Origin of the sequence: Streptomyces sp. DG2A-72 (genome assembly GCF_030499575.1) — a bacterium.
In the GTDB taxonomy this organism is placed as follows: domain Bacteria; phylum Actinomycetota; class Actinomycetes; order Streptomycetales; family Streptomycetaceae; genus Streptomyces.
Genome location: NZ_JASTLC010000001.1, coordinates 5,569,310 through 5,593,297, shown reverse-complemented (window position 1 = coordinate 5,593,297; position 23,988 = coordinate 5,569,310). Strand labels below are relative to the sequence as shown.

Annotated in this window: 22 protein-coding genes and 1 pseudogene; 10 read left to right on the top strand and 13 right to left on the bottom strand. The window is 69.7% G+C overall.

Going from position 1 to position 23,988, the window contains the following annotated elements; translation table 11 throughout:
* Positions 1–61: 61 nt before the first annotated feature.
* Positions 62–406 (bottom strand): YbaB/EbfC family nucleoid-associated protein, encoded by a 345-nt coding sequence (locus QQY66_RS26765; protein WP_301987501.1) that lies wholly within the window; start codon positions 404–406, stop codon positions 62–64.
* Positions 407–676: 270 nt separating this feature from the next.
* On the opposite strand from QQY66_RS26765, the gene QQY66_RS26760 reads away from it, so the two are divergent.
* Positions 677–1,426: an SLATT domain-containing protein gene (locus tag QQY66_RS26760; protein ID WP_301982839.1), complete on the top strand. Its 750-nt coding sequence runs from the start codon at positions 677–679 to the stop codon at positions 1,424–1,426.
* 565 nt (positions 1,427–1,991) lie between these two features.
* A complete protein-coding gene (locus QQY66_RS26755) occupies positions 1,992–3,128 on the top strand; it encodes an ABC transporter substrate-binding protein (RefSeq protein ID WP_301982838.1) in 1,137 nt (378 codons plus the stop codon).
* Between the two features lie 508 nt (positions 3,129–3,636).
* Here the strand turns inward: QQY66_RS26755 and QQY66_RS26750 are convergent.
* The 6 genes from QQY66_RS26750 to QQY66_RS26725 all read right to left on the bottom strand — a co-directional run bounded on the left by QQY66_RS26750 (position 3,637) and on the right by QQY66_RS26725 (position 10,192).
* Positions 3,637–5,046, bottom strand: coding sequence for a M20/M25/M40 family metallo-hydrolase (locus tag QQY66_RS26750; RefSeq protein WP_301982837.1), 1,410 nt, complete (start codon positions 5,044–5,046; stop codon positions 3,637–3,639).
* A 99-nt stretch (positions 5,047–5,145) separates the two neighbouring features.
* The gene (locus tag QQY66_RS26745) at positions 5,146–6,693 is read right to left on the bottom strand and encodes a substrate-binding domain-containing protein (RefSeq protein WP_301982836.1); all 1,548 of its coding nucleotides are present in this window, start codon (positions 6,691–6,693) and stop codon (positions 5,146–5,148) included.
* A 147-nt stretch (positions 6,694–6,840) separates the two neighbouring features.
* Complete coding sequence (locus QQY66_RS26740; protein WP_301982835.1) at positions 6,841–8,643, bottom strand: serine/threonine-protein kinase; 1,803 nt, start codon at positions 8,641–8,643, stop codon at positions 6,841–6,843.
* Between the two features lie 129 nt (positions 8,644–8,772).
* Positions 8,773–9,033, bottom strand: a complete 261-nt coding sequence (locus tag QQY66_RS26735) for a hypothetical protein (protein WP_301982834.1) — start codon at positions 9,031–9,033, stop codon at positions 8,773–8,775.
* Positions 9,034–9,140: 107 nt separating this feature from the next.
* A complete protein-coding gene (locus QQY66_RS26730; RefSeq protein WP_301982833.1) occupies positions 9,141–9,593 on the bottom strand; it encodes a MarR family winged helix-turn-helix transcriptional regulator in 453 nt (150 codons plus the stop codon).
* Complete coding sequence (locus QQY66_RS26725; RefSeq protein WP_301982832.1) at positions 9,590–10,192, bottom strand: type 1 glutamine amidotransferase family protein; 603 nt, start codon at positions 10,190–10,192, stop codon at positions 9,590–9,592. The genes QQY66_RS26730 and QQY66_RS26725 overlap by 4 nt, the downstream gene beginning before the upstream one ends.
* A 181-nt stretch (positions 10,193–10,373) precedes the next feature.
* Between QQY66_RS26725 and QQY66_RS26720 the strand changes: the two genes are divergently transcribed.
* From QQY66_RS26720 to QQY66_RS26705, 4 genes are all read left to right on the top strand, one after another.
* Positions 10,374–11,729, top strand: a complete 1,356-nt coding sequence (locus QQY66_RS26720; protein WP_301982831.1) for an aspartate aminotransferase family protein — start codon at positions 10,374–10,376, stop codon at positions 11,727–11,729.
* A gap of 138 nt (positions 11,730–11,867) precedes the next feature.
* Positions 11,868–12,569, top strand: a complete 702-nt coding sequence (locus QQY66_RS26715; protein ID WP_301982830.1) for a GntR family transcriptional regulator — start codon at positions 11,868–11,870, stop codon at positions 12,567–12,569.
* Positions 12,566–15,046 (top strand): glycosyltransferase, encoded by a 2,481-nt coding sequence (locus QQY66_RS26710; protein WP_301982829.1) that lies wholly within the window; start codon positions 12,566–12,568, stop codon positions 15,044–15,046. Before QQY66_RS26715 ends, QQY66_RS26710 begins: the two co-directional genes overlap by 4 nt.
* 101 nt (positions 15,047–15,147) lie before the next feature.
* On the top strand, positions 15,148–15,798 hold the full coding sequence (locus QQY66_RS26705; protein WP_301982828.1) for a hypothetical protein: 651 nt from the start codon (positions 15,148–15,150) through the stop codon (positions 15,796–15,798).
* Between the two features lies 1 nt (position 15,799).
* Here QQY66_RS26705 and QQY66_RS26700 read toward each other — a convergent pair whose 3' ends face one another.
* The 3 genes from QQY66_RS26700 to QQY66_RS26690 all read right to left on the bottom strand — a co-directional run bounded on the left by QQY66_RS26700 (position 15,800) and on the right by QQY66_RS26690 (position 16,961).
* Positions 15,800–16,090, bottom strand: coding sequence for a hypothetical protein (locus QQY66_RS26700; protein ID WP_301982827.1), 291 nt, complete (start codon positions 16,088–16,090; stop codon positions 15,800–15,802).
* Positions 16,091–16,254: 164 nt separating this feature from the next.
* A complete protein-coding gene (locus QQY66_RS26695) occupies positions 16,255–16,698 on the bottom strand; it encodes a hypothetical protein (RefSeq protein WP_301982826.1) in 444 nt (147 codons plus the stop codon).
* Positions 16,695–16,961 carry a hypothetical protein gene (locus tag QQY66_RS26690; protein WP_301982825.1) on the bottom strand — a complete coding sequence of 89 codons (267 nt, stop codon included), beginning with the start codon at positions 16,959–16,961 and terminating at the stop codon, positions 16,695–16,697. Before QQY66_RS26690 ends, QQY66_RS26695 begins: the two co-directional genes overlap by 4 nt.
* Positions 16,962–17,257: 296 nt before the next feature.
* Between QQY66_RS26690 and QQY66_RS26685 the strand changes: the two genes are divergently transcribed.
* Both QQY66_RS26685 and QQY66_RS26680 read left to right on the top strand, forming a co-directional pair.
* Positions 17,258–17,494, top strand: coding sequence for a hypothetical protein (locus tag QQY66_RS26685; protein WP_301982824.1), 237 nt, complete (start codon positions 17,258–17,260; stop codon positions 17,492–17,494).
* Positions 17,495–17,528: 34 nt separating this feature from the next.
* A pseudogene (locus tag QQY66_RS26680) lies at positions 17,529–18,107 on the top strand (DUF5753 domain-containing protein); the annotation flags it as partial.
* 343 nt (positions 18,108–18,450) lie between these two features.
* Here the strand turns inward: QQY66_RS26680 and QQY66_RS26675 are convergent.
* The gene (locus tag QQY66_RS26675; RefSeq protein WP_301982823.1) at positions 18,451–20,259 is read right to left on the bottom strand and encodes a bifunctional UDP-sugar hydrolase/5'-nucleotidase; all 1,809 of its coding nucleotides are present in this window, start codon (positions 20,257–20,259) and stop codon (positions 18,451–18,453) included.
* Between the two features lie 185 nt (positions 20,260–20,444).
* Complete coding sequence (locus QQY66_RS26670) at positions 20,445–21,728, bottom strand: adenylosuccinate synthase (RefSeq protein ID WP_301982822.1); 1,284 nt, start codon at positions 21,726–21,728, stop codon at positions 20,445–20,447.
* A gap of 201 nt (positions 21,729–21,929) precedes the next feature.
* Between QQY66_RS26670 and QQY66_RS26665 the strand changes: the two genes are divergently transcribed.
* Together QQY66_RS26665 and QQY66_RS26660 are read left to right on the top strand one after the other, a co-directional pair.
* Positions 21,930–22,814: a diacylglycerol kinase family protein gene (locus QQY66_RS26665; protein WP_301982821.1), complete on the top strand. Its 885-nt coding sequence runs from the start codon at positions 21,930–21,932 to the stop codon at positions 22,812–22,814.
* Positions 22,815–22,927: 113 nt separating this feature from the next.
* Complete coding sequence (locus tag QQY66_RS26660) at positions 22,928–23,344, top strand: DUF6086 family protein (protein ID WP_301982820.1); 417 nt, start codon at positions 22,928–22,930, stop codon at positions 23,342–23,344.
* Positions 23,345–23,420: 76 nt separating this feature from the next.
* Here QQY66_RS26660 and QQY66_RS26655 read toward each other — a convergent pair whose 3' ends face one another.
* Complete coding sequence (locus tag QQY66_RS26655) at positions 23,421–23,915, bottom strand: GbsR/MarR family transcriptional regulator (protein WP_301982819.1); 495 nt, start codon at positions 23,913–23,915, stop codon at positions 23,421–23,423.
* Positions 23,916–23,988: the final 73 nt, after the last annotated feature.

Genomic DNA, 23,988 nt, shown 5'->3' with positions numbered 1-23,988 from the left:
GTTCGTACGGTAGTTGCCGGACGCCCGCCGCAGTAAGACAGGTCCGGTCACAGAACAGGTGTCAGAACGGCAGGCCGGGGATACCGCTGCCGCCGCCCAGCCCCTGCGCCAGCGGGCCCAGCTTCTGCTGCTGGAGCGTCTGCGCGTTCTCGTTGGCCGCGTGTACGGCCGCGATGACCAGGTCGGCGAGCGTCTCGGTGTCTTCGGGGTCCACCGCCTTCGGGTCGATCTTGAGGGCGCGCAGCTCACCGGCGCCGGTGACGGTGGCCGTCACCAGGCCGCCGCCGGCCTGGCCGTCGACCTCCGTCTGCGCCAGTTCCTCCTGCGCCCGCGCCAGGTCCTGCTGCATCTTCTGGGCCTGCTGGAGCAGCTGCTGCATATTGGGCTGGCCACCACCGGGGATCACGATCAGCTCCTCTTCGGGTACGGGTTTTTCCCGCTCGTTTTTCCCGCTCGGCACGAGCCTACGTGGTCCGCGCAGCCGTCGCCCCAGCACTCTTTCGAGTGAGGCGGCCGTGAGTCCTATACCTGATCAAGGCCCACTTCCGGGCGGAAAAGAGACGAAAACCGGGTCTTCGCCACCCATTGGGCGGTAGGAAGGGTGCGGCGCGTCAGGATCAGGTGTCACGTGAGCGCCAGGCAGGCGTCACGCGCCGTGATCAGTAGGGAGTGCCGGGTGGGTCAGCCGGAGATGCAGCCCGAGGGTCGGCCTCAGGACGGGCGCGGCAAGGACGCCGCCGGGCTGCGGCCGGGCGATCTGGCCGGGCGGACGTTTCCGCTCGGGGACTGGGCGGAGCCGGCGGAGCGGCTGGATGAGCTGTACCGGTGGGTGGAGCGCGGGGCGCTGGACACCGCGACCTGGTATCTCGCCGATCGGGTGTGGAAGCGGCGGGGGGCGCGGGGGCTGCGGGCGGGTGCCGCGGTGGGGGCGGTGGCGGGGGGTGCCTTGCCGTTGCTGGATCTGACGGGGGTGCTGGTCGGGGCGGCCGCGTGGGGGTATCTGGCGCTGCTGCTCGGGGCGGCGTGTGTGGCGGTCGACCGGTGCTTCGGAGTCACGTCCGGGTGGATAAGGGACGTCGCGACTGCGCAGGCTGTGCAGCGGCGGCTTCAGGTGCTGCAGTTCGACTGGGCCTCGGAGAGTGTGCGGGAGGTGCTGGGGCCGGCGGAGGGGACGGCGAGTGAGGCTGCGGAGCGGTGCCTGGGGGTGCTGCGGAGGTTCTCCGAGGACGTGACGGAGTTGGTGCGGGCGGAGACGGCGGACTGGATGGTGGAGTTCCGGACGGGGTCCGCGCCGATGGGGATTCAGTCGGCGGTGTCCGGAGGGGTTCGGGGGGAGGGGGCTGTGGTGCAGGGGCGGTTTCCCATGGCGCCGGGGGGCTCCGCCCGGCCGAACATGCCTCGGCAGCGGCCGCCTGAGCCAAGGTGACCCGGAGTTGTGACTGGGCGGCGGTGGGTCGCGCAGCCCGGCGCTGACGTTGCGAAAGTGGATCTTGGTCGTGAATGATCGCGTGCTGTGGGACGTGGGGATCTGACGACTGGCCAGTGGGCGCGGCCTGAGCCGTTGTGCCGCGGGGCATCAAGTCGGGCCGTCCGCCGGTGTGGACACGGCGGCAGTTGACAGACGGCATACGGTGGCGGACGCGAAGGGCCTGCCCACCTCGGATGTGAACGTCGACTCCACCGTGTGCCGGGCCCACCGGCCGGCTACGGACTGGTGCCCCGGCTCGGAAGGGGACGGCCACGCAAGGGACCGGACCGAGTGCGCGCGGGTCACGCCGGAGTTGCTTGACTGCTCTGCCCTCTCCACAGCCTGTCCCTGTCAGTAGTAGGAAGACCGCTCGTAGGGAAAGCAGTGGCTGGTTGCCGGTGGGGAGCAGCGACAGGATCGCCACCACGTCCGGCGGTCCGCGGGGGTATCCGAAGCCCCCGTATGGCCCGTGCCCATGGCGCCGGGTCTTGTGCCTCCCCCCCAGCAGAGAGGTCTTTCCTACATGTCCAGCTTCCTCAGCAGACGAAGTGTCCTCGCCACGAGCGCGGGTGCCGCCCTCGGTCTCGGCGCCGCCGCGGCTCCGGCCACAGCCTCTCCTTCCGCGGCCCGGTACGCCTCCGGCCCCGAGGAGACCAGGACGCTCGACGAGCTGCACCAGGCTGCCCTCGCCGAAGGCGGCAAGCTCGTGCTGTACGCCGGCGGTGACACGCCGACCCAGCAGGACCGCCTCAAGGCGGCCTTCACGCGGCGTTTCCCGGGCATCGACATGACGCTGATCGTGGACTACAGCAAGTACCACGACGTCCGTGTCGACAACCAGCTCGCGACCGGCAGCCTCGTCCCCGACGTCGTCCAGCTGCAGACTTTGCACGACTTCCCGCGCTGGAAGGAGCAAGGCCGTCTGCTGCCCTACAAGCCCGCCGGGTTCTCCAAGCTGCACCACCGCTTCCGGGACCCGCAGGGCGCCTGGGTGGCGGGCGCGGTGATCGGCTTCAGCTACATGTACGCCCCGGCGGCGGTCGGTTCGGACGCGCCGCGCACTCCGCTCGACCTGGTCGACCCGAAGTGGAAGGGGAAGATCGCCTCGTCGTACCCGCATGACGACGACGCGGTCCTGTTTCTCTACAAGCTGTACGCCGAGCGGTACGGCTGGGACTGGGTGGCCCGGCTGGCCGCACAGGACGTGCGGTTCGCGCGGGGCAGCAATTCCCCGGAGGACGCGATAAGCGCCGGCCAGGCGGCGATCGGTGTCGGCGGGGCGGGGTCGCTGACGGCGTCGGCGTCGGAGCCCGTGCAGTGGGCGGTGGCCGACGGGCATCCGTTCATGGCGTGGGGGCAGCGCCTCGCGGTCCTGAGGCAGGCCAAGAACCCGACCGCGGCCAAGCTCTACCTCAACTGGGTGCTGTCCGCCCAACGGCAGCAAGCAGCCTTCAACGGCTGGTCGGTACGGACCGACGTCACTCCCGCGGGCGGGCTGAGGCCGATCTGGGAGTACCCGAACGCCCACCTCGACGGCTTCCCCCGCTTCATGGCCGACCGTGCCGAAGTGGAGCGCTGGAAGCAGACGTTCGCCCTGTACTTCGGCGAGGTCAAGGGCGACCCCACGCCGGGCTGGCTCGGGCTGCACCCCGGAGCGTGACCATGGGCGGGGCCACAGGTCCCACCGGTGGGCTACACCGCCAGGACTGCGTCGTTCTCGCGGGGTGGCCGGTTTGATCACCTGATGTCCAGGGTGGCCAAGGGCCCGGCGGGGTTGCGGGCGTGGTGGCGGAGGGCGACGGCGATGTTTGTGCGGCCGGTGAGCCGGAGGGGGCCGATGACGTTTCCCGGTGTGCCGGCATGATCACCGGGAATGCTCGGTGCTGTTTCGAAGGCCGATGCGGTTGCCGAGGTGTCCGTTGTCGCTCCGTCCCCGTTCCGGTGAGCGGGTCCCGTCTCTGACGGCGCAGATCGCGCGGGCGAGCAATCCGTGGTACCCGCGTGATGGACGCCCGGCATCTCGCCCGCCCGGAACGTGGGCTCTGTCGACCAAGTGCTCGGCAGGCAGCGGCGCGCGACGCGCCAGGCGGGTGTGCAGGCCGGGCAGGGCCTGACCGTCGTTGGGGGTGGCCGAGGGTGCCCGCAGCTGGCGGGACGGCTGCCCGCAGCTAAGCGGACGGGTTCGGGAACGCCACCGGGCTCCTGTTGCCCGCCCTGTTCACCGCTCTCACCCCGAAGAACACGTTGTCCTTCGACAGGTCGACCTCGTAGGTCGTCACGTCTCCCACCGGGATCACGTGGGTCCACTCCGGGGACGTCGTCTCGCGCCAGACCACCTCGTAGCCGGCGAGGTCGGGTTCCGTGCCCCGCGTCCACACCAGCTCGGTCGAGTTGGTCAGGGTGGCGGTGACGATCTTGGCGCCTCGGGGGGTGCCCGGGGCCTGGGCCAGGGTCCACAGGGTCGCCGCGTTCACCTTCGCCACCCTCGTGATGAACGGGAAGTCGCAGAACTCGGGCAGGTCGCCGTACTGCTTGCCCGTTTCGTCGATGCGTACGTCCTGGTGCTGATGGGCGTAGTCCTCGGTCGGTTCGGTGAAGCGGGCGGCGGGATAGGCGCGTTCGAGGAAGGGGATGTGGTCGCCGCCGCGCCGGTAGCGGTCCCGGCGGTAGATGACGCGGACACGCATGCCCGTCGCGTCGTTCTCCGCCACGTCCCGGACGAAGCGGGCCAGCTGACGGGTCGCGGAGTCGTTCTCGCCGCCCACCGAGCGCCGTGTCGCCGCCTGCTCCGGCGTCTCGGAGGACGGCACGCCCTCCGCGAAGAGACGGATGGTGTACGGGTCCACCGTGCCGTCGTCCGCCTTCGGGCTGCCGACGATGTCGTTGGTGAACATGCCCTGTACATCCGTCCCGGCCGCCCGGTACTGCTGCGCCATGTGCGCCGCCCCGTACAGCCCCTGCTCCTCCCCCGCCACCGCGGCGAACACGATCGTCGCAGCGGGCCTGCGCGTCGCCATCACCCGGGCCAGTTCCATCGCCACCGCCACGCCCGACGCGTCGTCGTCCGCGCCCGGCGAGTCCGAGGTGGCGTCCATGACGTCCGTGACGCGGGAGTCGTAATGGCCCGAGACGACGTACACGCGCTCCGGCGTCACCGAGCCGCGGAGGGTCGCGACGACGTTCGTGATCCGGGTCGCCACCGGGATGCGGGGCGCCGGTTCCTGGACGTACGACTGCAGCTCCACCGTCATACGGCCGCCCGACGTCTCGGCGTACCTGCGCAGCTCCGCCGCGATCCAGTCCCGGGCCGCGCCTATGCCGCGATCCGGGTCGTCCTGGGTGGAGAGGGTGTGGCGAGTGCCGAAGGACACCAGTTTGCGGACCGTCGCCTCGATGCGGGACTCGGATATCTCCCGTAGCAGGGCGCGCAGTTCGCGGCTCGGACGCTGGGACGTCGCCGGGCCGCCCCCAGCCACCGGATCACCGGCCGCCGCCTCCGCACCGCCCCCCGTCCCCACCACCGCCGCGCTCGCCGCCGTAGCGGTGAGGACCGTTCTTCTGGAGGGGCTGGGGCGCATGTCGTCTCCCGTGGCCGATGCGAACGAACCGTCACCCATGGTTGTGGACGCGTCAAGCGCAGCGCAAGAGGGCGCGCAATAAGGCGAGTTGAGGCCGCGTCAGTCGTCGTCGCGGCAGAGCTGGCCCCCCGCCTCCGTCGAGCACGGCACATGGCCGTGGCTGCGGATGACGTTCTGGCCGTTGTTCCGGATGTAGTCGAGGAAGCTGCCGGCGAGGGAGCCGGCGGGCGGGGCGCCGTAGGTGTAGGCGTACTCCACGCCGCGATACGGGTAGGGACTGCCGTCGTTCTCGATGGCCTCGACGTCGGCGATGTCGCCGTTGAGGGCGACGAGCTTGACGCCCTTCTCGTCGTTCGCCTGGTTGAGTTCGCTGAAGCCGATGGCGCCCTGGGTCGAGGCGACCTTCTTCAGCACGTCCCCTGTGGAGTTGAGCTCGCAGCGCACGGGGGCGGACCTGTCGACCGCGAGATCGCAGTCCAGGGAGGTGCTGGGCACGCCCTCCCACCTCCCGTCGAGCACCCGGTCCTGGAAGACCTGCCGGGTACCGGAGTCGGCGTCCCGGCTGACCAGGACGACCCGCCGGTGCGGCAGTGAGGGGACGAGCTCGTCCCAGTACCCGATCTCCCCGGAGTAGAGGCGCCGGACCTGCGTCAGGGTCAGACCCTCCGGAAGGTCGAGGCCGCTGTTGGCGACCAGCGTGAAGACGGACAGGGCGATGGACTCGGCCTCCAGGGCGGCGCCGGCGCGTGTGCTGCGGCCGTCGGAGAAGGCGATCATGGACGTCCGGGTCTTCGCCGACTCGCCCTTCAGATCGGCGAGTTCGCCGACACCTGCCGTACTGCCCCGGGTGTCCACCGCGATGTCGGAGCCCTCGCAGTCCTTCTCGTACTCCTTCGCCAGGTCCCGCACCACGGGCGCGAAGGCGGTGGAGCCGGTGACCGTGAGCTCGCCCTTCTCGCAGCCCAGCGGGGGCGGATTGTCGTCGCGGGCGATGATGATGGTCGAGAGGGTGAGGACGGAGGCGGTGAGCACGATGGTGATCGCCCGGGCCGCCCGGCTGAACAGCGGCGGCGTGTCGTCCGGCAACGCACCGCGGTTGGGACGCACCGCACCGTCCCGGATGCCGCCGACGAGTTTGATGTCCCGGCCCACGTCACCGCCCGACAGCAGCACCAGCAGCTTGAAGTACTCGCCGCGGTTGAGCGGGACGCGCGGGAGGCGCAGCTTGTTGCCGTCCTCGTCGTAGCCGAAGCCCGAGTGCGGAGTGAAGTGGCTCATCAGGTGGTCGGTGCCTTGCGGCTGGGTGACCGACACACCGTGGATGGTCCGGTCGGTGAACTCCACGGTGAGGCCGTTGAGTTCACGACTCGTGTAGTCGTCGAGGCCGATGCTCTCCGAGCCGTCGTTCTCGATGCGCAGCAGGACGAGCGTCCCGTTGGCCATGTTGGGCGCGTCGAACGAACCGAGCCGGACGTTCGGGCGGCCCGACTGGACGTCGTCCCCTATCGGGTTGTCCATCTGGACGCGGTAACCGATCCGCTTACGCCGTGGAATGTGGCGCTCGTACCACACCATGGCGATCGCGGCCGCGATACCCAAGACCGACGTCGCGACGGCGACGACATTCTCTGCGCTCAGCCACTCCACTGGGTGCCCCCGCAACTCCCAGAACCCGATAGTGTCCGGTCACTGTACGGTCGCGTGCTGTGATATTCCGTTTCCGTCCGCAGAAGTTCGCTTGAGATTCAACTGCCGCGCGGCGCCTTCAACGGGCGGGCACATAGGCGGACTTGGTCACTGCCGTGTATAGGCCAGCTTCTCCCCGCTGCTCGCGTTCACCCGCTCCAGACGGCCGTCCGGCAGCAGCGTCAGCTCGGTGGCGGCGCCCGGGGTGCAGGAGGAGGCCGGCTCACCGACGGTGACGGTGGACGGGCCGATCTTCAACGGGCCGTCCGCGCCCGGCTCTTCGGCCAGCTGCGCCTGGAACACACAGTGATAGTCCGGGCCGTCGGCCACGAGCGAGAGCACCGTGTCACCCACCTCGCCCTGCTGGAGGGTGAGTCGACGGCTGTGGTTCCCGGCGTCGTTGTCGATGGTCGCGGACCACGTGCCCAGGAACGCCGTCGGGATCGCACCGTCGGCGGGCGCCGAGGGGGCCGGGGGCGACTCCGGCGCTGTCGTCGGCCCGGACGTGGCGGAGGCGCCCGCACTCGGCGACGCGGTGGACTTGCCGTCGCTCTTGTCGTCCCCCGTGCCGTTCATGAGCGCGTACACCGAACCGCCGGCGGCCAGCGCCACGACCAGCGCGATCACGACGAGCAGCACCGTGGAACGGCCGCTGCGGCCTGGCGGTTCCTGGGGAGCGCCGGGCCCGTACGGCGGGGTCGCGCCGAGGCTGCCGTACGGGTTGTACTGCTGGCCGTACGGCGGCGCCCCGGCCCCCGGCTGCTGCGGGTACCCGTACCCCGCGGGCTGCGGGTGCTGCTGGGGATAGCCGTACGCCGGGTGCGGCGCGGGGGCGGGCGGCGGGGCCTGGGGGCCCTGGCCCGAGACCATGGTGGGCAGATGGTTCAAGGGGGCACCGCCACCCGGCTGTCCGGGCGGAGGCGGCGCCTGTACGGCCGTAGGAGCGTCGTCGTCCGCGGCCGGCGCATGCTCGGGGGACGCTTCAACAGCTTCCGGATCCTCCGTCTCCAGCAACTGCACGGCGTGCCGCCCGAGTTGGGCCACCAGCGCGCCGGGCAGCCACGGATCCCGCGAGCGCCCGTCCGAGACGGTCGCGTCGGCGCCCGTACGCTCCAGGATCTCGTCGAGCGTCGGCCGCGCCGCCGGATCCTTGAGCAGACAATGCCGTACGAGGTCGGCGACCCCCTCCGGTACGCCCTCCAGGTCGGGTTCCTCCTGGGCGATGCGGAACATCAGGGCGTGGACCCCGCTGCCCGCGGCGCCGAAGGGGAGGTTGCCGGTGGCGGCGTAGGCGAGGACGGAGCCGAGGCAGAACACATCGCACGCCGGGGTGATCCGGTCACCGCGCACCTGCTCGGGCGCCATGAAGCCGGGCGAGCCGACGAGCGCGCCGGTGCGGGTGAGTCCGCCGTCGGTCACGGTCTCCAGGGCACGGGCGATCCCGAAGTCGATGACCCGAGGCCCGTCGATGGTGACCAGCACATTGGACGGCTTCAGATCCCGGTGGATGATCCCGGCCGCGTGAATGTCCTTGAGCGCATACGCGAGCCCGGCCGCGAGGATGCGCACGGACCGCTCGGGCAGCGCCCCATGATCACGGCCGACGACCTGCTGAAGGCTGGGCCCGGCGACATACCCGGTGGCCACCCAGGGCACGGCGGCCTCGGTGTCGGCGTCCAGCACCGGCGCGGTCCAGTCCCCACCGACCTGCCGCGCGGCCTGCACCTCCTGCCGGAACCGCGCCCGGAACTCCTCCTGCGCGGCCAGCTCCTCCCGCACCAGCTTGACCGCGACGGTCCGCCCCCGGTCGGACCGGGCCACATACACCTGCCCCATCCCGCCCGCACCCAGCCGCGCCAGCAGCCGGTACGCCCCGATCCGCGGTGGATCCCCGGCCCTCAGTTCCTCCATCGCCGCGCCGCCCTCCCCCCATACGCGCTGTGCACAGACCGAAGGAGTCTACGGGCCTCGGAGGGCTGCACTCCGCCCCTCGAAGCGACGCTTGTCGTCTGGTCACTCTGGCTCTGACGGGGCTCCGGGTCACTCGTCGGACCGCTGCTCGTGCCGGTGAGTGCCCCGGGCCAGCTCTTGCAGAATCTGGTGCTCGGTCTTCCCCGTCATCCGCGCCAACGTCCGCAGCAGCGCCGCGCACAGGGCCGCTGTGCCGTCCATCAAGTTCTCGGCTGCGGCGGGGTCTTCACGTCGCCGCTCAGCCAGGTAGGCGCCGAGGAGGTCGTTCCCGGAGACGTAGGCGGTCATGAACTCGATACCGGTGCGGACGCGGTCGTAGTCGCTGGTCATGGGCGAACAGTGGCACAGACCGTGAGCCATGTACCAAGAGGCGGGCACTGAAGCCCATTGCTCGCCCCTCAACGCTGCTGCTGCGCCTGCCCAGGCGGGAGAGCGCTTCAAGGTTCCGTAACAGGGAGGCCCACTTGCTCCAGGACCTTCGACAGCCGTTCCAGGGTTCGTACGGCGTCCATGAGTTCGTCTTCCCCGAAGGCCTCCGCGAGCCGGTCGGCGAAGACGGCGTGCCCGGGGTCGATCCGGCGGACCGCCGCGAGCCCCTCCTCGGTCGGCGCGAGGAGCTTGGCGCGGCGGTGGGCGGGGTTGGGCCGGTACTCGGCGAGCCCTCGCTCCACCAGCAGATCGGCGATCCGCTGCACGCTCTGCCGCGTGATGCCCATCTCCCGCGCGATCCCGGACACCGGCAACGGCTCCCGCAGCACCGCGCCGAGCACCTGCCACCAGGCGGCGGTGAGCCCAGCCGGCCGCGCCAGCTCCTCGGCCACGGCGAGGAATTGACCGTTCAGCCGGAAGACGCCGAGGGCGCTGCGGCTGAGCAGCTCCTGCCTGCTCACTCGGCCGCCTCCTGAAGGACGGCGTACGCCTCCGCGTCCGAGTCGTGGAACAGCCGGTACCAGGCGTCGAGCACCTCACCCTCGTACACCCCGAGCAGCCGGAAGATCTCCCGCGCGAAGGCGACGGGCTCGGTGGGACCGGCCGTGACGAGGTTGCCGTCGGTCACGGCGTCCGCGTCGACGTACCGGTCACCGCCCTTGTATCCGGTGGCGGCGAGATAGAAGGAGACGGCGCTGGTGTGGTCGCGGTCGTCGAGCAGTCCCTCGCGGGCGAGTCCCGCGGTGCCTCCGCAGATCGCGGCGACGGGGACGCCGGCGTCGAGGAACTCCCGTGCCTTGCGTGCGAACGGCGCGAGATCGTCGCTCGTGTCCCAGAGATCGGCGCCCGGGAGGATCAGCAGCGAGCTGTCTTCGGGGCGTACGTCGTCCAGGACGAGGTCGGGCTGGATGCGGAGCCCGCCGATGCTGGTGACCGGGTCGCGGGTGGGGCCGACGGTACGGATCGGGTACCCGGCGCGGGCGAGATGGGCGGTCGCGTGACCGGGCTCCCAGTCGGCGAGGGTGTTGTAGACGGCGAGGTGTACGGGCTGGTGGCTCATGGTTCCTCCTCGGCCTTTCGAACTCATTGACAGTATGTTGTCATTAACGCAGCATGCTGTCAATGACGAACCGGGACAACTCGCGGGACAACTCGTTGTCGACAACCTGTCGCGGAAAGCCTCATCCCACAGACAGGACGCCGATACCGCTTCCGTATCGCGGACATTTACGCTCGCCCGCATGACCCCTCAGCCAAACCCCGAGGTCGGCGCCGCCGTGAAGGCCGCGGACCGTGCGCATGTCTTCCACTCCTGGTCCGCGCAGGAACTCATCGACCCGCTCGCCGTCGCCGGCGCGGAGGGGTCGTACTTCTGGGACTACGACGGCCGGCGCTACCTCGACTTCACCAGCGGGCTCGTCTACACGAACATCGGCTACCAGCACCCGAAGGTCGTCGCCGCGATCCAGGAGCAGGCCGCGAGGATGACGACCTTCGCGCCCGCGTTCGCGATCGAGGCGCGGTCGGAGGCGGCGCGGCTGATCGCCGAGCGGACGCCGGGTGACCTGGACAAGATCTTCTTCACCAACGGCGGCGCGGACGCGGTCGAGCATGCGGTACGGATGGCCCGGCTGCACACGGGCCGGCCGAAGGTGCTGTCGGCGTACCGCTCCTACCACGGTGGTACGCAGCAGGCGGTGAACATCACCGGTGACCCGCGCCGCTGGGCGTCGGACGCCGGTTCCGCCGGGGTCGTGCACTTCTGGGCGCCGTTCCTGTACCGCTCCCGCTTCTACGCGGAGACGGAGGAGCAGGAGTGCGAACGGGCTCTCGAACACCTGGAGACGACGATCGCCTTCGAGGGGCCGTCGACGGTCGCCGCGATCATCCTGGAGACGATTCCGGGGACCGCGGGGATCATGGTGCCACCGCCGGGCTATCTGGCGGGCGTCCGTGAGATCTGCGACAAGTACGGGATCGTCTTCGTGCTGGACGAGGTCATGGCCGGGTTCGGACGGACGGGTGAGTGGTTCGCGGCGGACCTGTTCGATGTGACGCCGGACCTGCTGACCTTCGCGAAGGGCGTGAACTCCGGGTACGTGCCGCTGGGCGGGGTCGCGATCTCCGGGGCGATCGCGGAGACCTTCGGTAAGCGGGCCTATCCGGGTGGGCTGACCTACTCCGGGCATCCCCTGGCCTGCGCCGCCGCCGTCGCGACGATCAACGTGATGGCCGAGGAGGGGGTCGTCGAGAACGCGGCGAAGCTCGGCGCGGAGGTTGTGGAACCGGCGCTGCGGGAGCTGGCCGAGCGGCACGCGTGCGTGGGCGAGGTGCGGGGCGTAGGCATGTTCTGGGCGCTGGAACTCGTGAAGAACAAGGAGACCCGCGAGCCGCTGGTGCCGTACAACGCGTCCGGCGAGGCGAACGCCCCGATGACCGCGTTCGGCTCCGCCGCGAAGGCGAACGGGATCTGGCCGTTCATCAACATGAACCGGACACATGTCGTACCGCCGTGCAACGTGAGCGAGGCGGAACTGAAGGAGGGGCTGTCGGCGCTGGACGCTGCGCTGGGCGTGGCCGACGAGTTCGCGAAGTAGGCGCGACTCCAAGAAACACCTCGGTTCTCCCTCCCCCCGCCGGGACGGCGACCCCTGCAACCCGAACGCGTAAGGTGGCGTGCTCGTAGACATATGCGAGCACGCCACCCCATCGCGACGTAGGGAGACGCCCCGACCATGCCCGGCACCAGCGGCAACGGCGCCGTGACCCGCAGCACCCTGCGGCAGCAGATCGCCGAGGCGCTTCGCGACGAGGTGCTGGCGGGGCGGCTGCAGCCGGGTCAGGAGTTCACGGTGAAGGAGATAGCCGAGCAGTACGGCGTCTCCGCCACCCCCGTACGCGAGGCACTGGTCGATCTCTCCGCGCAGGGCCTCCTCGACGCCGACCAGCATCGCGGCTTCCACGTCCACGAGTACTCCGTAGCGGACTACCGCGGCATCCTCGAGGCCCGCAGCCTGGTCATCGCGGGCATGTTCCAGGCACTGGACAGCAATCACCGGGGCTACCACAACCCCACGGACGCCCGTTTCGCCGCCGGCCTCGCCGGAGTGCGCCGACGCGGCGAGGAGGCACAGCGCGCGGCAGCCGCGGGCGACCTCACCGTCCTGATCGGCTACGACCTGCGCTTCTGGAAGGAACTCGGCAACCTCTTCGGCAACCCCTACCTCGCCGACTTCCTGCACCGGCTGCGCGTCCAGTCCTGGGTCTGCGCGGTCCAGCACCTGCGCCGGGTGACCGACCTGCGCGGCCACCTCTGGTCCTGCCACACCGAGCTGGTCGACGCGCTGGCCCGACGCGACACGACGGAGGCACGTGCGATCGTCGCCGCGTACAACGCGGACTCCCTGGCCCTCATCGAACGGCTGGCCGCCGGATGAAGGGCCCTGAGACGGCCGTGGACCTCTCCGTCGTCATCCCCGCCTACAACGAAGAACGGCGTCTCGGCCCCACCCTCGACGCCATCGCCGACTATCTCGGCGAGGACGAGGGCCGCTGGGGCGACTGGGAGATAGTCGTCGCCGACGACGGCTCCACCGACGGCACCCGGGACCTCGTCACCGAGCGCGCCGAGAGGACCGAGCAGACCGAGGGGACCAAGCGCGCTGAGGGGACCGAACCGCACGACGCCCGCATCCGCCTCGTCACCGGCGACCGCAACCGCGGCAAGGGCGCCGCCCTCCGCCTCGGCGTCGCCGCCTCCCGTGGCCGTCGGGTGCTGGTCACCGACGCCGATCTGGCAGCGCCCATCGAGGAGTTGGAACGGCTCGACAAGGCGCTCAGCGAGGGCTACGCCGCCGCGATCGGCTCCCGTTCCGTCCCCGGCGCGACGATCGGCGACCGCCAGCACCCGCTGCGCGAACTGCTCGGCCGCGCGGGCAACGTACTCATACGCCGGACCGCCGTCCCCGGCATCCGTGACACCCAGTGCGGCTTCAAGCTCTTCGACGGCGACCGCGCCCGCGAGGCCTTCGCCGACTCCCGCCTCGACGGCTGGGGCATCGACGTGGAGGTCCTCCAGCACTTCCGCCGCGCCGACTGGCCGCTCGCCGAGGTCCCGGTCCGCTGGTCGCACCAGAGCGGCTCGAAGGTCGGCCCCCTCGACTACGGCCGCGTCCTCGCCGAACTCGCCCGCCTCAAGGCCCGCGCGCTCCGCCCGGCGGACCTCCTGGCCGTCGCCCTCTTCCTGCTGATGGCGGTGGTCCTCTACTCGGGCCGCCTGATCGACCCGAACGGCCGCTACCTGCCGGATTCGCTCCGGGACCAGAACCAGTGGGAGTGGTTCTTCGCGGTGACGGCCGACAACGTCGCCCACTTCCGCAACCCCCTCTTCACCGACCTCCAGGGCTTCCCCGACGGCGTGAACCTCATGGCCAACACGGTCATGCTCGGCCTGTCCGTCCCCTTCACGCCGCTGACCCTGCTCGCGGGTCCGGCGATCTCCCTGAGCGTCGTGATGACGCTGGGCCTCGCGGCCACCGCCGCCACCTGGTACTGGCTGATCGTGAAACGGGTCGTACGGCAACGCGCCGCGGCCTTCGTCGGCGCGTCCCTCGCGGCCTTCGCCCCGCCGATGGTCAGCCACGCCAACGCGCACCCGAACTTCATCATCCTGTTCATGATCCCGCTGATCATCGACCGCGCGCTGAGGCTCTGCTCAGGCACCCGGGTCGCACGGGACGGGATCGTGCTGGGCCTGATGGCGGCGTACCAGATCTACCTCGGCGAGGAGCCCCTCCTCCTGGCGGCGATGGGGATGCTCCTGTTCGCCGCCGCGTACGGAGTCGTACGACGGGATGTGGCGAAGGCGTCCTGGCGTCCTCTCGGCAAGGGCCTGCTGATCGGCGCCGCGACCTGCCTCCCCCTGGTCATCTACGCCCTGGCCTGGCAGTTCTTCGGCCCGCAGAGCTACCACAGCGTCCTGCACGGCGACAACGCGGGCAACAGCCCGCTGGCCCTGCTCTCCTTCGCCGAACGCTCGCTCATCGCGGGCGACGCGGACACCGCGAACGCCCTCTCCCTCAACCCCACCGAGCAGAACGCCTTCTACGGCTGGCCGCTGGTCGCCCTCGCCTTCGCGATCGTCGTACGACTGTGGGAGCACGCCCTGGTCAAGGCGCTGGCGTTCACGGCGGTCGCGGCGGCTTTCCTCTCCCTGGGCCCGGAGTTCCGTATCCCGCTGACGGACGTGGTGCTGCCCGGCCCCTGGGCGCTGCTCGCCGAGAAGCCGCTGTTCGAGTCGGTCATCGAGGGCCGGGTGGCGATGGTGTGCGCACCGGCGCTGGGCATGCTGGTGGCGCTGGCGGTGGACAGGCTGGCCGCCACCCGCCCCGTGAGCACGCAGTTCGTCGGCTTCCTCGGCGTCTGCCTCGCCCTGCTCCCCCTCGTCCCCGCCCCGCTGAAGGCGGTGGACCGGGTGGAGGTGCCCGCCTTCATCGCGGACGGGAGCTGGAAGTCGTACCTCGGAAAGGGCGAGTCGCTCGTCCCGGTCCCGCTGCCGGATCCCGGCAACGCGGAGGCCCTGCACTGGCAGACGGAAGCCGACATGGGCTTCAAGCTCCCCGGCGGCTACTTCAACGGCCCCTACGGCGAGGAGCGCATCGGCATCTACGGCGCCTCCCCCCGCGACACCTCCAACCTCCTGCGGGAGGTGGGCTACTCGGGCAAGGTCCCGGAGATCGGTGCGAACTGGCGGACGCTGGCCCGGCACGACTTCGCCTTCTGGAAGGCGGGCGTGCTGGTGCTGGCGCCGCAGCAGAACGACGACAAGCTCCGCGAGACGGTGGAGAAGCTGGTGGGCAGCCCTGGTAAATGGACCGGCGGGGTATGGGTATGGGATCTGCACGCGGGGAGCTGATGGGCACGACACCCACTACTGTCCTAGTCGTTTCAGAAGTCGCCAGTCGCTCAGTTTCTAGTCGCTTCTAGCCGTTTCTAGTCGTTACGAGGAGACCTCTTTTGGCCTGTGACCTGTGGCTGGTACCGCTCGTCGACGTGTTGTGCCACACGCCCGACAACCCGTTCGCCGAGGAACTCGCGCAATACAACAAGGTGCTGGCCGAGGCCGGGCTGCCACCGGTGCCGGTGTACCAGTACATGCCGGGCCTGTCCGGCGAGGTCGCCCCGGTGGCCGGCTTCGACTACGACGCGCTGCACTTCCTGCGCCGCGCCTACCTGCTCCAGGTCTGCGGCCTGCCGGTGACGCCGGTCGACGCACTCGGCGGCGACTACGAACAGCTCCTGGAGATGTTCGAGACGACGGCCCAGCAGTCACACCTGGTCTGGCACTACGACCATGCGGGCGCATACGTCCCCGTAGACTTCCCGCACCCCCTCGCCAACGACGAACTCCTCGCGGGAGGCGGCCCGTTGGGCTCCTCGCAGACACTCCTGCGTGAGCTGGAATTCGTAGCGCCGGCGATCGGCATCGACCCCGCCAACCCCCCGGCACCACCTCAGCCCCCACTGGCCCCCACCGAACTGGAGGAACCCGCGGTCCCCGCCCCCTACGACCCCAGCCCCTTCGCCCGCGAGCGCCACGTCTGGCTCGGCCTGCACGCGGCGGCGACACGGAGTCTGGCGCAGGGCTCGATGATCATCTTCAGCTGACCTACTTCAACTGGGCCAGCCCCTTCTGCACATCGTCGAGGTTCATCACCGGTGAGTAGTTCACCTCGGCGCCGAACTTCTCGAAGAGCGGCTCGGTGAGCGGTGGCATCTGGGAGGAGTCCTGCATGTCGAAGACCAGGAACATCGTGCGGACGCCGGCGTCGGACGTGAAGTACGAGGACTCCGGCTTGAAGGCCCCGACGACCTCCTGCATCACCTGAGGCATCTTGCCGCTGCGGATGATGTCGTTCGTCTTCTCGGTGTCGAGATGGGCCTGGAGCAGCACGCGCATGACACTCACCTTCTTCTGATTCCACGCGGATCGGACACATACGGAGACGACCCCGTACGCGCTCACGCTATGGGCGATATGCACACTTCGCCCGCTCACTGGTCCATCAGGGGCAGAGGCACGAGGGGAGGACACCGACGGGCACCCTCCCCTCCGGGGCACCGTCAGTTCTGCTCGAAGATGCGGATGGTGCGGACACCCGTACCTCGGTAGCGAGTCGGCGTCCTGGTCAGGACGGGACGCCCGCGTGGCCACTCCACGGTAGGCAGCGCGAGGTGCAACACGTGGGCGCCGCTCCAGTCCGGCTCGTCCTTGCCGCCATCCCCGGCACTCGCCGTCCGCAGGCGCTTGCCAACGGCGGCGGCCGCTGCAAAGTCGAGCCCCTCGATGTCGACCGAGGGCAACGCGCCAAGATGTTCGGCAACACCGGCCCGCTCACGCTCGGCAGCGGCGAGGCTGAGCGCCGGGATATAGACCCGCAGAGCGGGATCCTTCTCGGCCTCGACGACGAGCCGCGAGGCCATACTGTTCCCCGCTCCGAGGGCGAGCGCGGCCGTGTCGTCGAAGATGACGGCACGCGGCAGCGGGTACCTCTTCTCGCCCGTCACTGGACCTCCCCGATGCGCCCGGCCTCCAGGTCGGCCCACAGCTTCTCGCCGGCCTTCTCGTCCTCCTCGGTGTAGGGCCGCCCCAGGAAGTGCTCCTCGACGTACGCCTTGGTCTCCTCGTAGCGCTTGCGCAGCTCTTCCTTCGTGGGCGTGGCGCCGGCCAGCTCCGCCACGAAGTCCCGCATGCTCATCCCGCGCTCCCGGGCCAGCTCCTGGAGGCGGTCTCGGACGGCGGGGTCGACCTTGATCGTGGTGTCAGCCATGAGGACAGTATACCGACGGTATACCGCCTCAGGGCGTACGAGTGTGACGGTCATCGACACTCCGTTTTTTCGATGGACCCGGCGAGCGAATGCGGGCCGGGAGTCTGTATGCGCCTACGCGGACACCGGACGCGCACGCCGCAAACGGTCCTCCACCAGCGCACGCCCCGCGCCCACCCCACCTCGACGAGCGGCGCCAGCCGCAGCGCCTCGGTGGCGTCGAGGGTGAGCCGGGAATCGATCCGCCCGAGGGAGATGAGCATCCGCGCGGCGAGCGCCGTCTGCCTGCTTCGCGCGTGCCGATCCCGGATTTTTTCGGTTTCACTCCTTGGTGGCCCGACTTCGCACGGGGCGTCGAACACCTCGTGAACACCGGGGAGTTGACCCGCTCCCCCGCCCCCGCGCACCACCGGCCGCGGATCCCGCCGCCCCTCCAGCTCACGCAGGGCGGCGGCAATACGCGCCCGCCTCTCCGGGCGCTGCGCGGCAAGCGCCCGGAAGGCAACGCGGGCGCCACCCGGGAGGGCCAATAGGTACGTCAGTGCGCTCACCGGGCACCAGGAGATGCGCCGGTTGATGCGGCTGGACAAGTACCCGGCGCAGTTCAAGAACTATGTGCTGCTGGAGCAGCGGGCGCTGACGCTGTCCACGTACGTCACCTTCGTGGTGCACGGCCTCTTCCAGACGGAGGAGTACGCCCGCGCACTGATCGGCGGAGGCTATCCACCCCTCAAGGACGAGCGCGTGGCAGAGCTGGTCGAGGCGCGGTTGGCGCGACGGGCACACTTCGACCGGGATCCGACGGCACTGATCGAGCTGGTCGTCGAGGAGTCCGCGCTGCGGCGCACGATCGGCAGCCGGGAGGTCATGCGCGGGCAGCCACTGCATCTCGTGGAGTGCGGCAGGCGTCGTAACGTGACGCTTCAGGTGCTGCCGATGGGCTGCGGGCTGGACGGTGAACACGCTGGCTGTCGCGGTGACATGACGGTCGTGGAAACCCCCGATCACGAGCACCTCGTCTACCTGGAGCCCCAGGACGAAAGCATCCTCGTCAGCGACGCTGCCAAGGTGACGACATACGTGCACCGCTATGCGAAGATCCGTTCACAGGCCCTGGGCCCACGGGAATCGCTGGGCCTCGTCGAGCACCCCACACCACCACCATCCACATCCGCGACTCCAAAACCCCCGCCGGAGTCCCCTCCTAGTTGCTGTTCACCGCGCTCAGAACGTGCCCGCGTTCAGCGCCGTCGAAGGTGCCGTGTCGTGTCCTTCTGCTCGCTCGCCGCCGCAGCGGCGACCGCTTCCCCGGGCAGCGCACGGCGGACACCCGCACCCCGCCCAACTCCCGTACGCTTCCCGGCCTGCCCAGCTCCCGTATGCAGGTTTCCGTGTCCATCGTTCTCCCCCGAGGTCAATGAATACTTCGGGTACAAGAACCACCAAGGGGGCGTAAACAATCGATGGACGCGGAGTTCTGGAACGGCGGTCAGAATACGGGCGTCCCGTCCTGCGTCAGCTTCCAGTTGGTGACCGCGAAGTCCTTCGGGTCCAGGGTCCCCTTCGAGGTCACGTAGTCGATCATCAGCTGGCGGATCTCGTTGGTGGAGCTGTAGGCGATGTCGGCGGAGGCGATGTGCGGGTAGCCGGAGCCGCCGTTGGCCCGGTAGTTGTTGACGGCGACGACGAAGACCTGGTCGTCGGTGACCGAAGTGCCGTTGTAGGTCAGGTTCTTGATCCGTGAGCCCTCCGCCGCCGCGATGTCGATCTCGTACGAGACACCCGCGGCGATGTCGTACATGTAGTCCCAGAAGCTGTTGGCGTTCGTCAGCGTCGAGGTGTCCACGGCGGTGCCCTTCGGCACCTGGTGGTAGTACTTCGCCGCGTACTCCAGGTAGTCCTTGAGCTGAGCGCCGGTGAGCTTCTTGCCGTAGAGGGTGTTGTCGTAGATGTAGAGCCCGGCGATGTCCTTGATGGTCACGCTGCCCGCGGGGATGTCGGCCGTGCGGGAGAAGGGCGCGGCGACGGAGATGAGCGGGAGGGCGGCGTCGGAGGTGGACAGGCCGGCCTTGACGGTGTCCATCTGGACCTGGTGGATGAAGTCCATGATGGGGACGTCCTTCCAGCAGGACTCCGCCGCCGAGAGGTCCTCGGTGCAGGTGCCGACGGCCGTGTTGACGTACTTCACGACCAGTTCGTGGTCGGCCTCCAGGAGCTTCTTGATCTCCGGGTCCTCGTCCACGGTGTTGGGGTTGAGGGTCTGGGCGGTCTTGCCGGTCACCTTCCACTGGCCCCGCACGAGTTCCAGCTCGAAGTCGAAGACGCTGAGCCGGTAGCCCCAGCAGTACGGCTCCGACAGAAGCACCCCCTCGCCGGTCTCCGCGTTCTTGACGGTGTACGACGGCACCTCGACGTGGGTGTGGCCGACGAGGATCGCGTCGATGCCGGGGACCTGTTCGGCGACGAGGTTGGAGGCGTTCTCGACGTACGGGAGTTCGTCGCCGTACGACGAAGACCCGTCGAGCCCGGAGTGGTCGGTCAGGAAGACGACGTCACAGCCGAGGGCGCGCAGCCGGGGCACGTACTTCTTCGCCTGCTCGACGAGGCCGGGGAAGACCATCTTGCCGCTGACGTTGTCCTTGTCCCACAGCGCGATACCGGGGTTGGTGAGCCCGAGGATGCCGACCTTGATGTCGGGGGCGCCCGGCACGCGGATCCGCTTCACGGTGTACGGCGGGAAGGCGGGTCGGAGCGTCTTCGCGTCGAGGGCGTTGGCGCCGAGCAGCGGGAAGTGGCACTGCTGCTCGAACTCCCTGAGCACGTCGATGCCGTAGTTGAACTCGTGGTTGCCGAGGGCGGCGGCGTCGTAGCGCATGTGGTTCATGGCGACGGCCATCGGGTGCTTGGGGGCGTCCTCGCCGGTGATGGGCTGCACGCGCGCGAAGTAGTAGGCGAGGGACGTGCCCTGGATGATGTCGCCGGCGTCCACGAGCAGCACCCGCTGCTCCCCCTTCGCCGCCCGCTGCTGCTTGATGAGCGTGGCGACGCGGGCGACGCCCACGGAGTTGCCCTTGCTGTCGCTGTAGGCCGCGTCCTTGTAGTAGTCCCAGTCGAAGACGTGGCTGTGCAGGTCGGTGGTGCCCAGGATGGAGAACGACCAGGTCTTGTTGCCCTTCGCGGGCTTGTGCCCGGCGGCCTGGGCGGGGGTCGCGGCCACGGCGCCCGCAGCGGCGACGGCCGCACCGGTGACGGCGGACTTCTTCACGAAGGCGCGGCGGTTCATGGGACTGACGGGCATAAGGAGCTCCTGGTACTGGAGAGGGCGGACGGACACAACTACCCGCGTAGATAGTTGCGTTCCGCCAGTTCCCCAAGGAACCAGGAAGTGGCCATGGGCCGGTCAAGGAAGTCCAACTCATGACCGGCCCATGCGGATGCCGTACAGGCCTACAAGCCCTCCAAGCCCTCCAAGCCCTCCAAGCCCTACAGGAACGAGTTGATCTCGATCGTCTCGTCCCGCCCGGGACCGACGCCGATCGCGGAGATCGGGGCGCCGGACATCTCCTCCAGGGCCTTGACGTAGTCCTGCGCGTTCTTCGGGAGGTCGGCGAAGGTCTTGGCCTTCGAGATGTCCTCCGACCAGCCGGGCAGCATTTCGTAGACGGGCTTCGCGTGATGGAAGTCGGACTGGGAGTACGGGAGTTCCTCGACGCGCCGGCCGTCGATCTCGTACGCCACGCAGACCGGGATCTGCTCCCAGCCGGTGAGGACGTCCAGCTTGGTGAGGAAGAAGTCCGTCAGGCCGTTGACGCGGGTGGCGTACCTCGCGATCACCGCGTCGAACCAGCCGCAGCGCCGGTCACGGCCGGTCGTGACGCCCCGCTCGCCGCCGATGCGGCGCAGCGCCTCGCCGTCCTTGTCGAAGAGCTCGGTCGGGAACGGGCCCGCGCCGACGCGGGTCGTGTACGCCTTGAGGATGCCGATGACGCGGCTGATCTTCGTCGGGCCGACGCCGGCGCCCGTGCAGGCGCCGCCCGCGGTCGGGTTCGACGAGGTGACGAAGGGGTACGTGCCGTGGTCGATGTCCAGCAGCGTGCCCTGGCCGCCCTCGAAGAGGACGACCTTGTCGTCCTCCAGGGCCTGGTTGAGGACCAGGACCGTGTCGGTGACGTACGGCGCGAGCTTGTCGGCGTAGGTCAGCAGCTCCTCGACCACCTGGTCGACGGCGATCGCGCGCCGGTTGTACAGCTTGGTGAGGATCTGGTTCTTGACGTCGAGGGCCGCTTCGACCTTCTGGGTGAGGATCGACTCGTCGTAGAGGTCCTGGACGCGGATGCCGACGCGGTTGATCTTGTCGGCGTAGGTGGGGCCGATGCCGCGGCCGGTGGTGCCGATCTTCCGCTTGCCGAGGAAGCGTTCCGTCACCTTGTCGACGGTGACGTTGTACGGCGTGATGATGTGAGCGTTTCCGCTGAGCAGGAGCTTGGACGTGTCGACGCCTCGCTCGTTCAGCCCGCTCAGCTCGGAGAGCAGGACCGACGGGTCGACGACGACACCGTTGCCGATGACCGGGGTGCACCCCGGGGACAGGATTCCGGAAGGAAGGAGGTGGAGGGCGTACTTCTGGTCGCCCACGACTACCGTGTGGCCGGCGTTGTTGCCGCCCTGGTAGCGCACTACGTAGTCGACCGACCCGCCTAGCAGGTCCGTCGCCTTTCCCTTGCCTTCGTCACCCCACTGAGCACCGAGCAGCACAAGTGCGGGCACGCGCGTACACCCCTTCCGGGCGGGGCATGTCCAAGGTCAGAGGCGTACGCGACATTGACTGTGCCTCGCACAGCCTGTTTCGTACACCGGCGGCCTTCGTTGGCCGCGACCCGTCGGACCGGATGCCCCGGAATAGACGAAGCCCCTGGCGCAATAGCGCAAGGGGCTCTTGCACAAAGATGCTACCCGAGGAAGCGAGGCATGACCGAGGTGGCGACTTCTCCGACGTCCGCACAGTTGCTGGTGGTGGTCGACCCGATCGCCCGTCGGACGGACGGAGAGTCCGTACGGATCGCGAAAGACGTGCTCAGCGCGGGTGCCACGACCAAGGTGTGCCTGCCGGAGGGGCCGGAGGAGTTCGCCCGGGCGCTGGCGCGGCGGGGGTCGCGGCGGCCCGTGGTCGTCGGGGACGACCGTGCGCTGCTGCGGGCGGTGTCCCTGCTGCACCGGCAGCGGGAGCTGGGCGGATGTGCGCTGTCGGTGGTTCCGGTGGGCGGTGCGCTGTCGCTGGCCCAGTCGCTCGGGGTGCCCACGGGGGCGGTGGCGGCGGCGCGGGCCGTGCTGGACGGGGTGGAGCGGCGGCTGGATCTGCTCGTCGACGACAGCGACGGGGTGGTGCTCGGCGCGCTGCGGATTCCGCCGCTTGCCCTGCGGGAGCCCCAGGAGCATCCGGCGGGGGCGCCGGTCGTGTCCTCCGTCCATCCCTGGCTGCGGACCTGCAAGTCCTTCGTACGGACCCTGGCCACCCGTCCGGGCCGGACGATCCCGTCCTCGCCCACCGCCGGGCCCGCGCGGCTGCGCGTGGAGGTCGACGGGGTCACGCTGGTGGATCTCGACCAGCCGGTAGAGGCCGTGTCCGTCATGCCGGGCCGTGCGGGGGCGGCCGAGGTGGAGGTACGGCCCGCCTCTGTGGGCGCGGAGGCGTCGCCGTTGCGAGCGGCCGGGCGTGCGGTGACGGTGTCCGGGGCGGACTTCCGGTACCGGGCGGACGCGGTGGTGAGCGGTCCGGTACGGACACGGACGTGGACGGTGCTGGAGGGGGCGTGGGGGCTGACGCTGCCGGTGACCGGGACGGGCCGCGGGTAATCCGGGTGCCTGCCCGTCGATGCCGCGGCTAATCTGCCTCCGGCCGGGATCCGCTCCGGCCGGGATCCGCTCCGGCCGGGATCCACTCCGGTCGAGGGCCAGGAGGCCGTGCCATGAGCCAGTACTTCGACATGGGCGAAGAGACCCTGTGGAACCCGTCGAACGGGGCCGCTCAGCTGTTTGTGCGGCAGGTCAGGCTGTACGAGGACCTGCTGGGGGTCCCATCGGGCATCGGGCCGATGGAGAACGACGAGTGCCAGGTCGATCCGGCCGCCTTCGAGACGTTCGTGACCGCCCTGCTGGCATGGCGCGACCGGACGCAGCACCGCATCATCGACGCTCTTGCCGCCGGTTTCATCGCCACGGTGCTGGCCCTGGCCGACCGGGCCCGCGTCGACGTGCACTGGCCGGAACCCCGGGTCGGCCACGAGGGCCGGACGGACATCCAGGTGCCGGCGCCCCCACGGCAGGACTGGGCGGGAGCGGCTCGCGCACGGGCTCGGGAGCTGGAACGAGCCATGGCCCGCTGATCCGCGCATGGCTTCGCCGGAGCGCTGCGCGCTGCTCGGGCGGACGGTGCTGGAGGAGACGAAGGAGCTGTAACTCCTAGACTTCGAACATCTGCTGGCGGCGCACCCGCCAGCGCTCCATCATGGCCGCGAGCTCGCCCTCCATGAACTCGAAGAAGGCGAGCGTCTCGGCCATGCGCCGGCCGGCCGGCGTATCGACGCCGAGGCTGTTCACGCCTTCACGCAGGGCACTTTCCCAGCGCTTGATGATGGCCTCGCGGTTGGTCATGGCCTCGTACCACTGGTCGCCGTGCACCCGGTAGCGCTCCCGGCGCGAACCGGGCTCCCGCTCGCGCGACACCATGCGCGTCTGGGCCAGATAGCGCACCGCGCCGGAGACCGCGGCGGGGCTGATCTGCAACTGTTCGCCCAGTTCGACGGAGGTCATCACCCCGGCGTCGGAGGACAGCAGCGCCGCGAAGACCCGGGCGGCCATCCGCTGCATCCCGGCCTCGACGAGCTGCGCCGCGAAGGACTCGACGAACTTCGAGACGGCTTCCGCGTCGCGACCACCCTCCACTGATTCCGTCATGGTCAACATCCTATCGGGGGGCGCTTTTAACGCTTCCTTAACTTCACAAATTTGTGAAGACAGCGTACTTTCT

Excerpts from the sequence above, each read along its gene's own strand:
- QQY66_RS26755 (WP_301982838.1), top strand. The coding sequence starts at position 1,992 with ATGTCCAGCTTCCTCAGCAGACGAAGTGTCCTCGCCACGAGCGCGGGT.
- QQY66_RS26750 (WP_301982837.1), bottom strand. The coding sequence starts at position 5,046 with ATGCGCCCCAGCCCCTCCAGAAGAACGGTCCTCACCGCTACGGCGGCG.
- QQY66_RS26740 (WP_301982835.1), bottom strand. The coding sequence starts at position 8,643 with ATGGAGGAACTGAGGGCCGGGGATCCACCGCGGATCGGGGCGTACCGG.
- QQY66_RS26735 (WP_301982834.1), bottom strand. The coding sequence starts at position 9,033 with ATGACCAGCGACTACGACCGCGTCCGCACCGGTATCGAGTTCATGACC.
- QQY66_RS26725 (WP_301982832.1), bottom strand. The coding sequence starts at position 10,192 with ATGAGCCACCAGCCCGTACACCTCGCCGTCTACAACACCCTCGCCGAC.
- QQY66_RS26720 (WP_301982831.1), top strand. The coding sequence starts at position 10,374 with ATGACCCCTCAGCCAAACCCCGAGGTCGGCGCCGCCGTGAAGGCCGCG.
- QQY66_RS26715 (WP_301982830.1), top strand. The coding sequence starts at position 11,868 with ATGCCCGGCACCAGCGGCAACGGCGCCGTGACCCGCAGCACCCTGCGG.
- QQY66_RS26710 (WP_301982829.1), top strand. The coding sequence starts at position 12,566 with ATGAAGGGCCCTGAGACGGCCGTGGACCTCTCCGTCGTCATCCCCGCC.
- QQY66_RS26700 (WP_301982827.1), bottom strand. The coding sequence starts at position 16,090 with ATGCGCGTGCTGCTCCAGGCCCATCTCGACACCGAGAAGACGAACGAC.
- QQY66_RS26690 (WP_301982825.1), bottom strand. The coding sequence starts at position 16,961 with ATGGCTGACACCACGATCAAGGTCGACCCCGCCGTCCGAGACCGCCTC.
- QQY66_RS26675 (WP_301982823.1), bottom strand. The coding sequence starts at position 20,259 with ATGCCCGTCAGTCCCATGAACCGCCGCGCCTTCGTGAAGAAGTCCGCC.
- QQY66_RS26665 (WP_301982821.1), top strand. The coding sequence starts at position 21,930 with ATGACCGAGGTGGCGACTTCTCCGACGTCCGCACAGTTGCTGGTGGTG.
- QQY66_RS26660 (WP_301982820.1), top strand. The coding sequence starts at position 22,928 with ATGAGCCAGTACTTCGACATGGGCGAAGAGACCCTGTGGAACCCGTCG.
- QQY66_RS26655 (WP_301982819.1), bottom strand. The coding sequence starts at position 23,915 with ATGACGGAATCAGTGGAGGGTGGTCGCGACGCGGAAGCCGTCTCGAAG.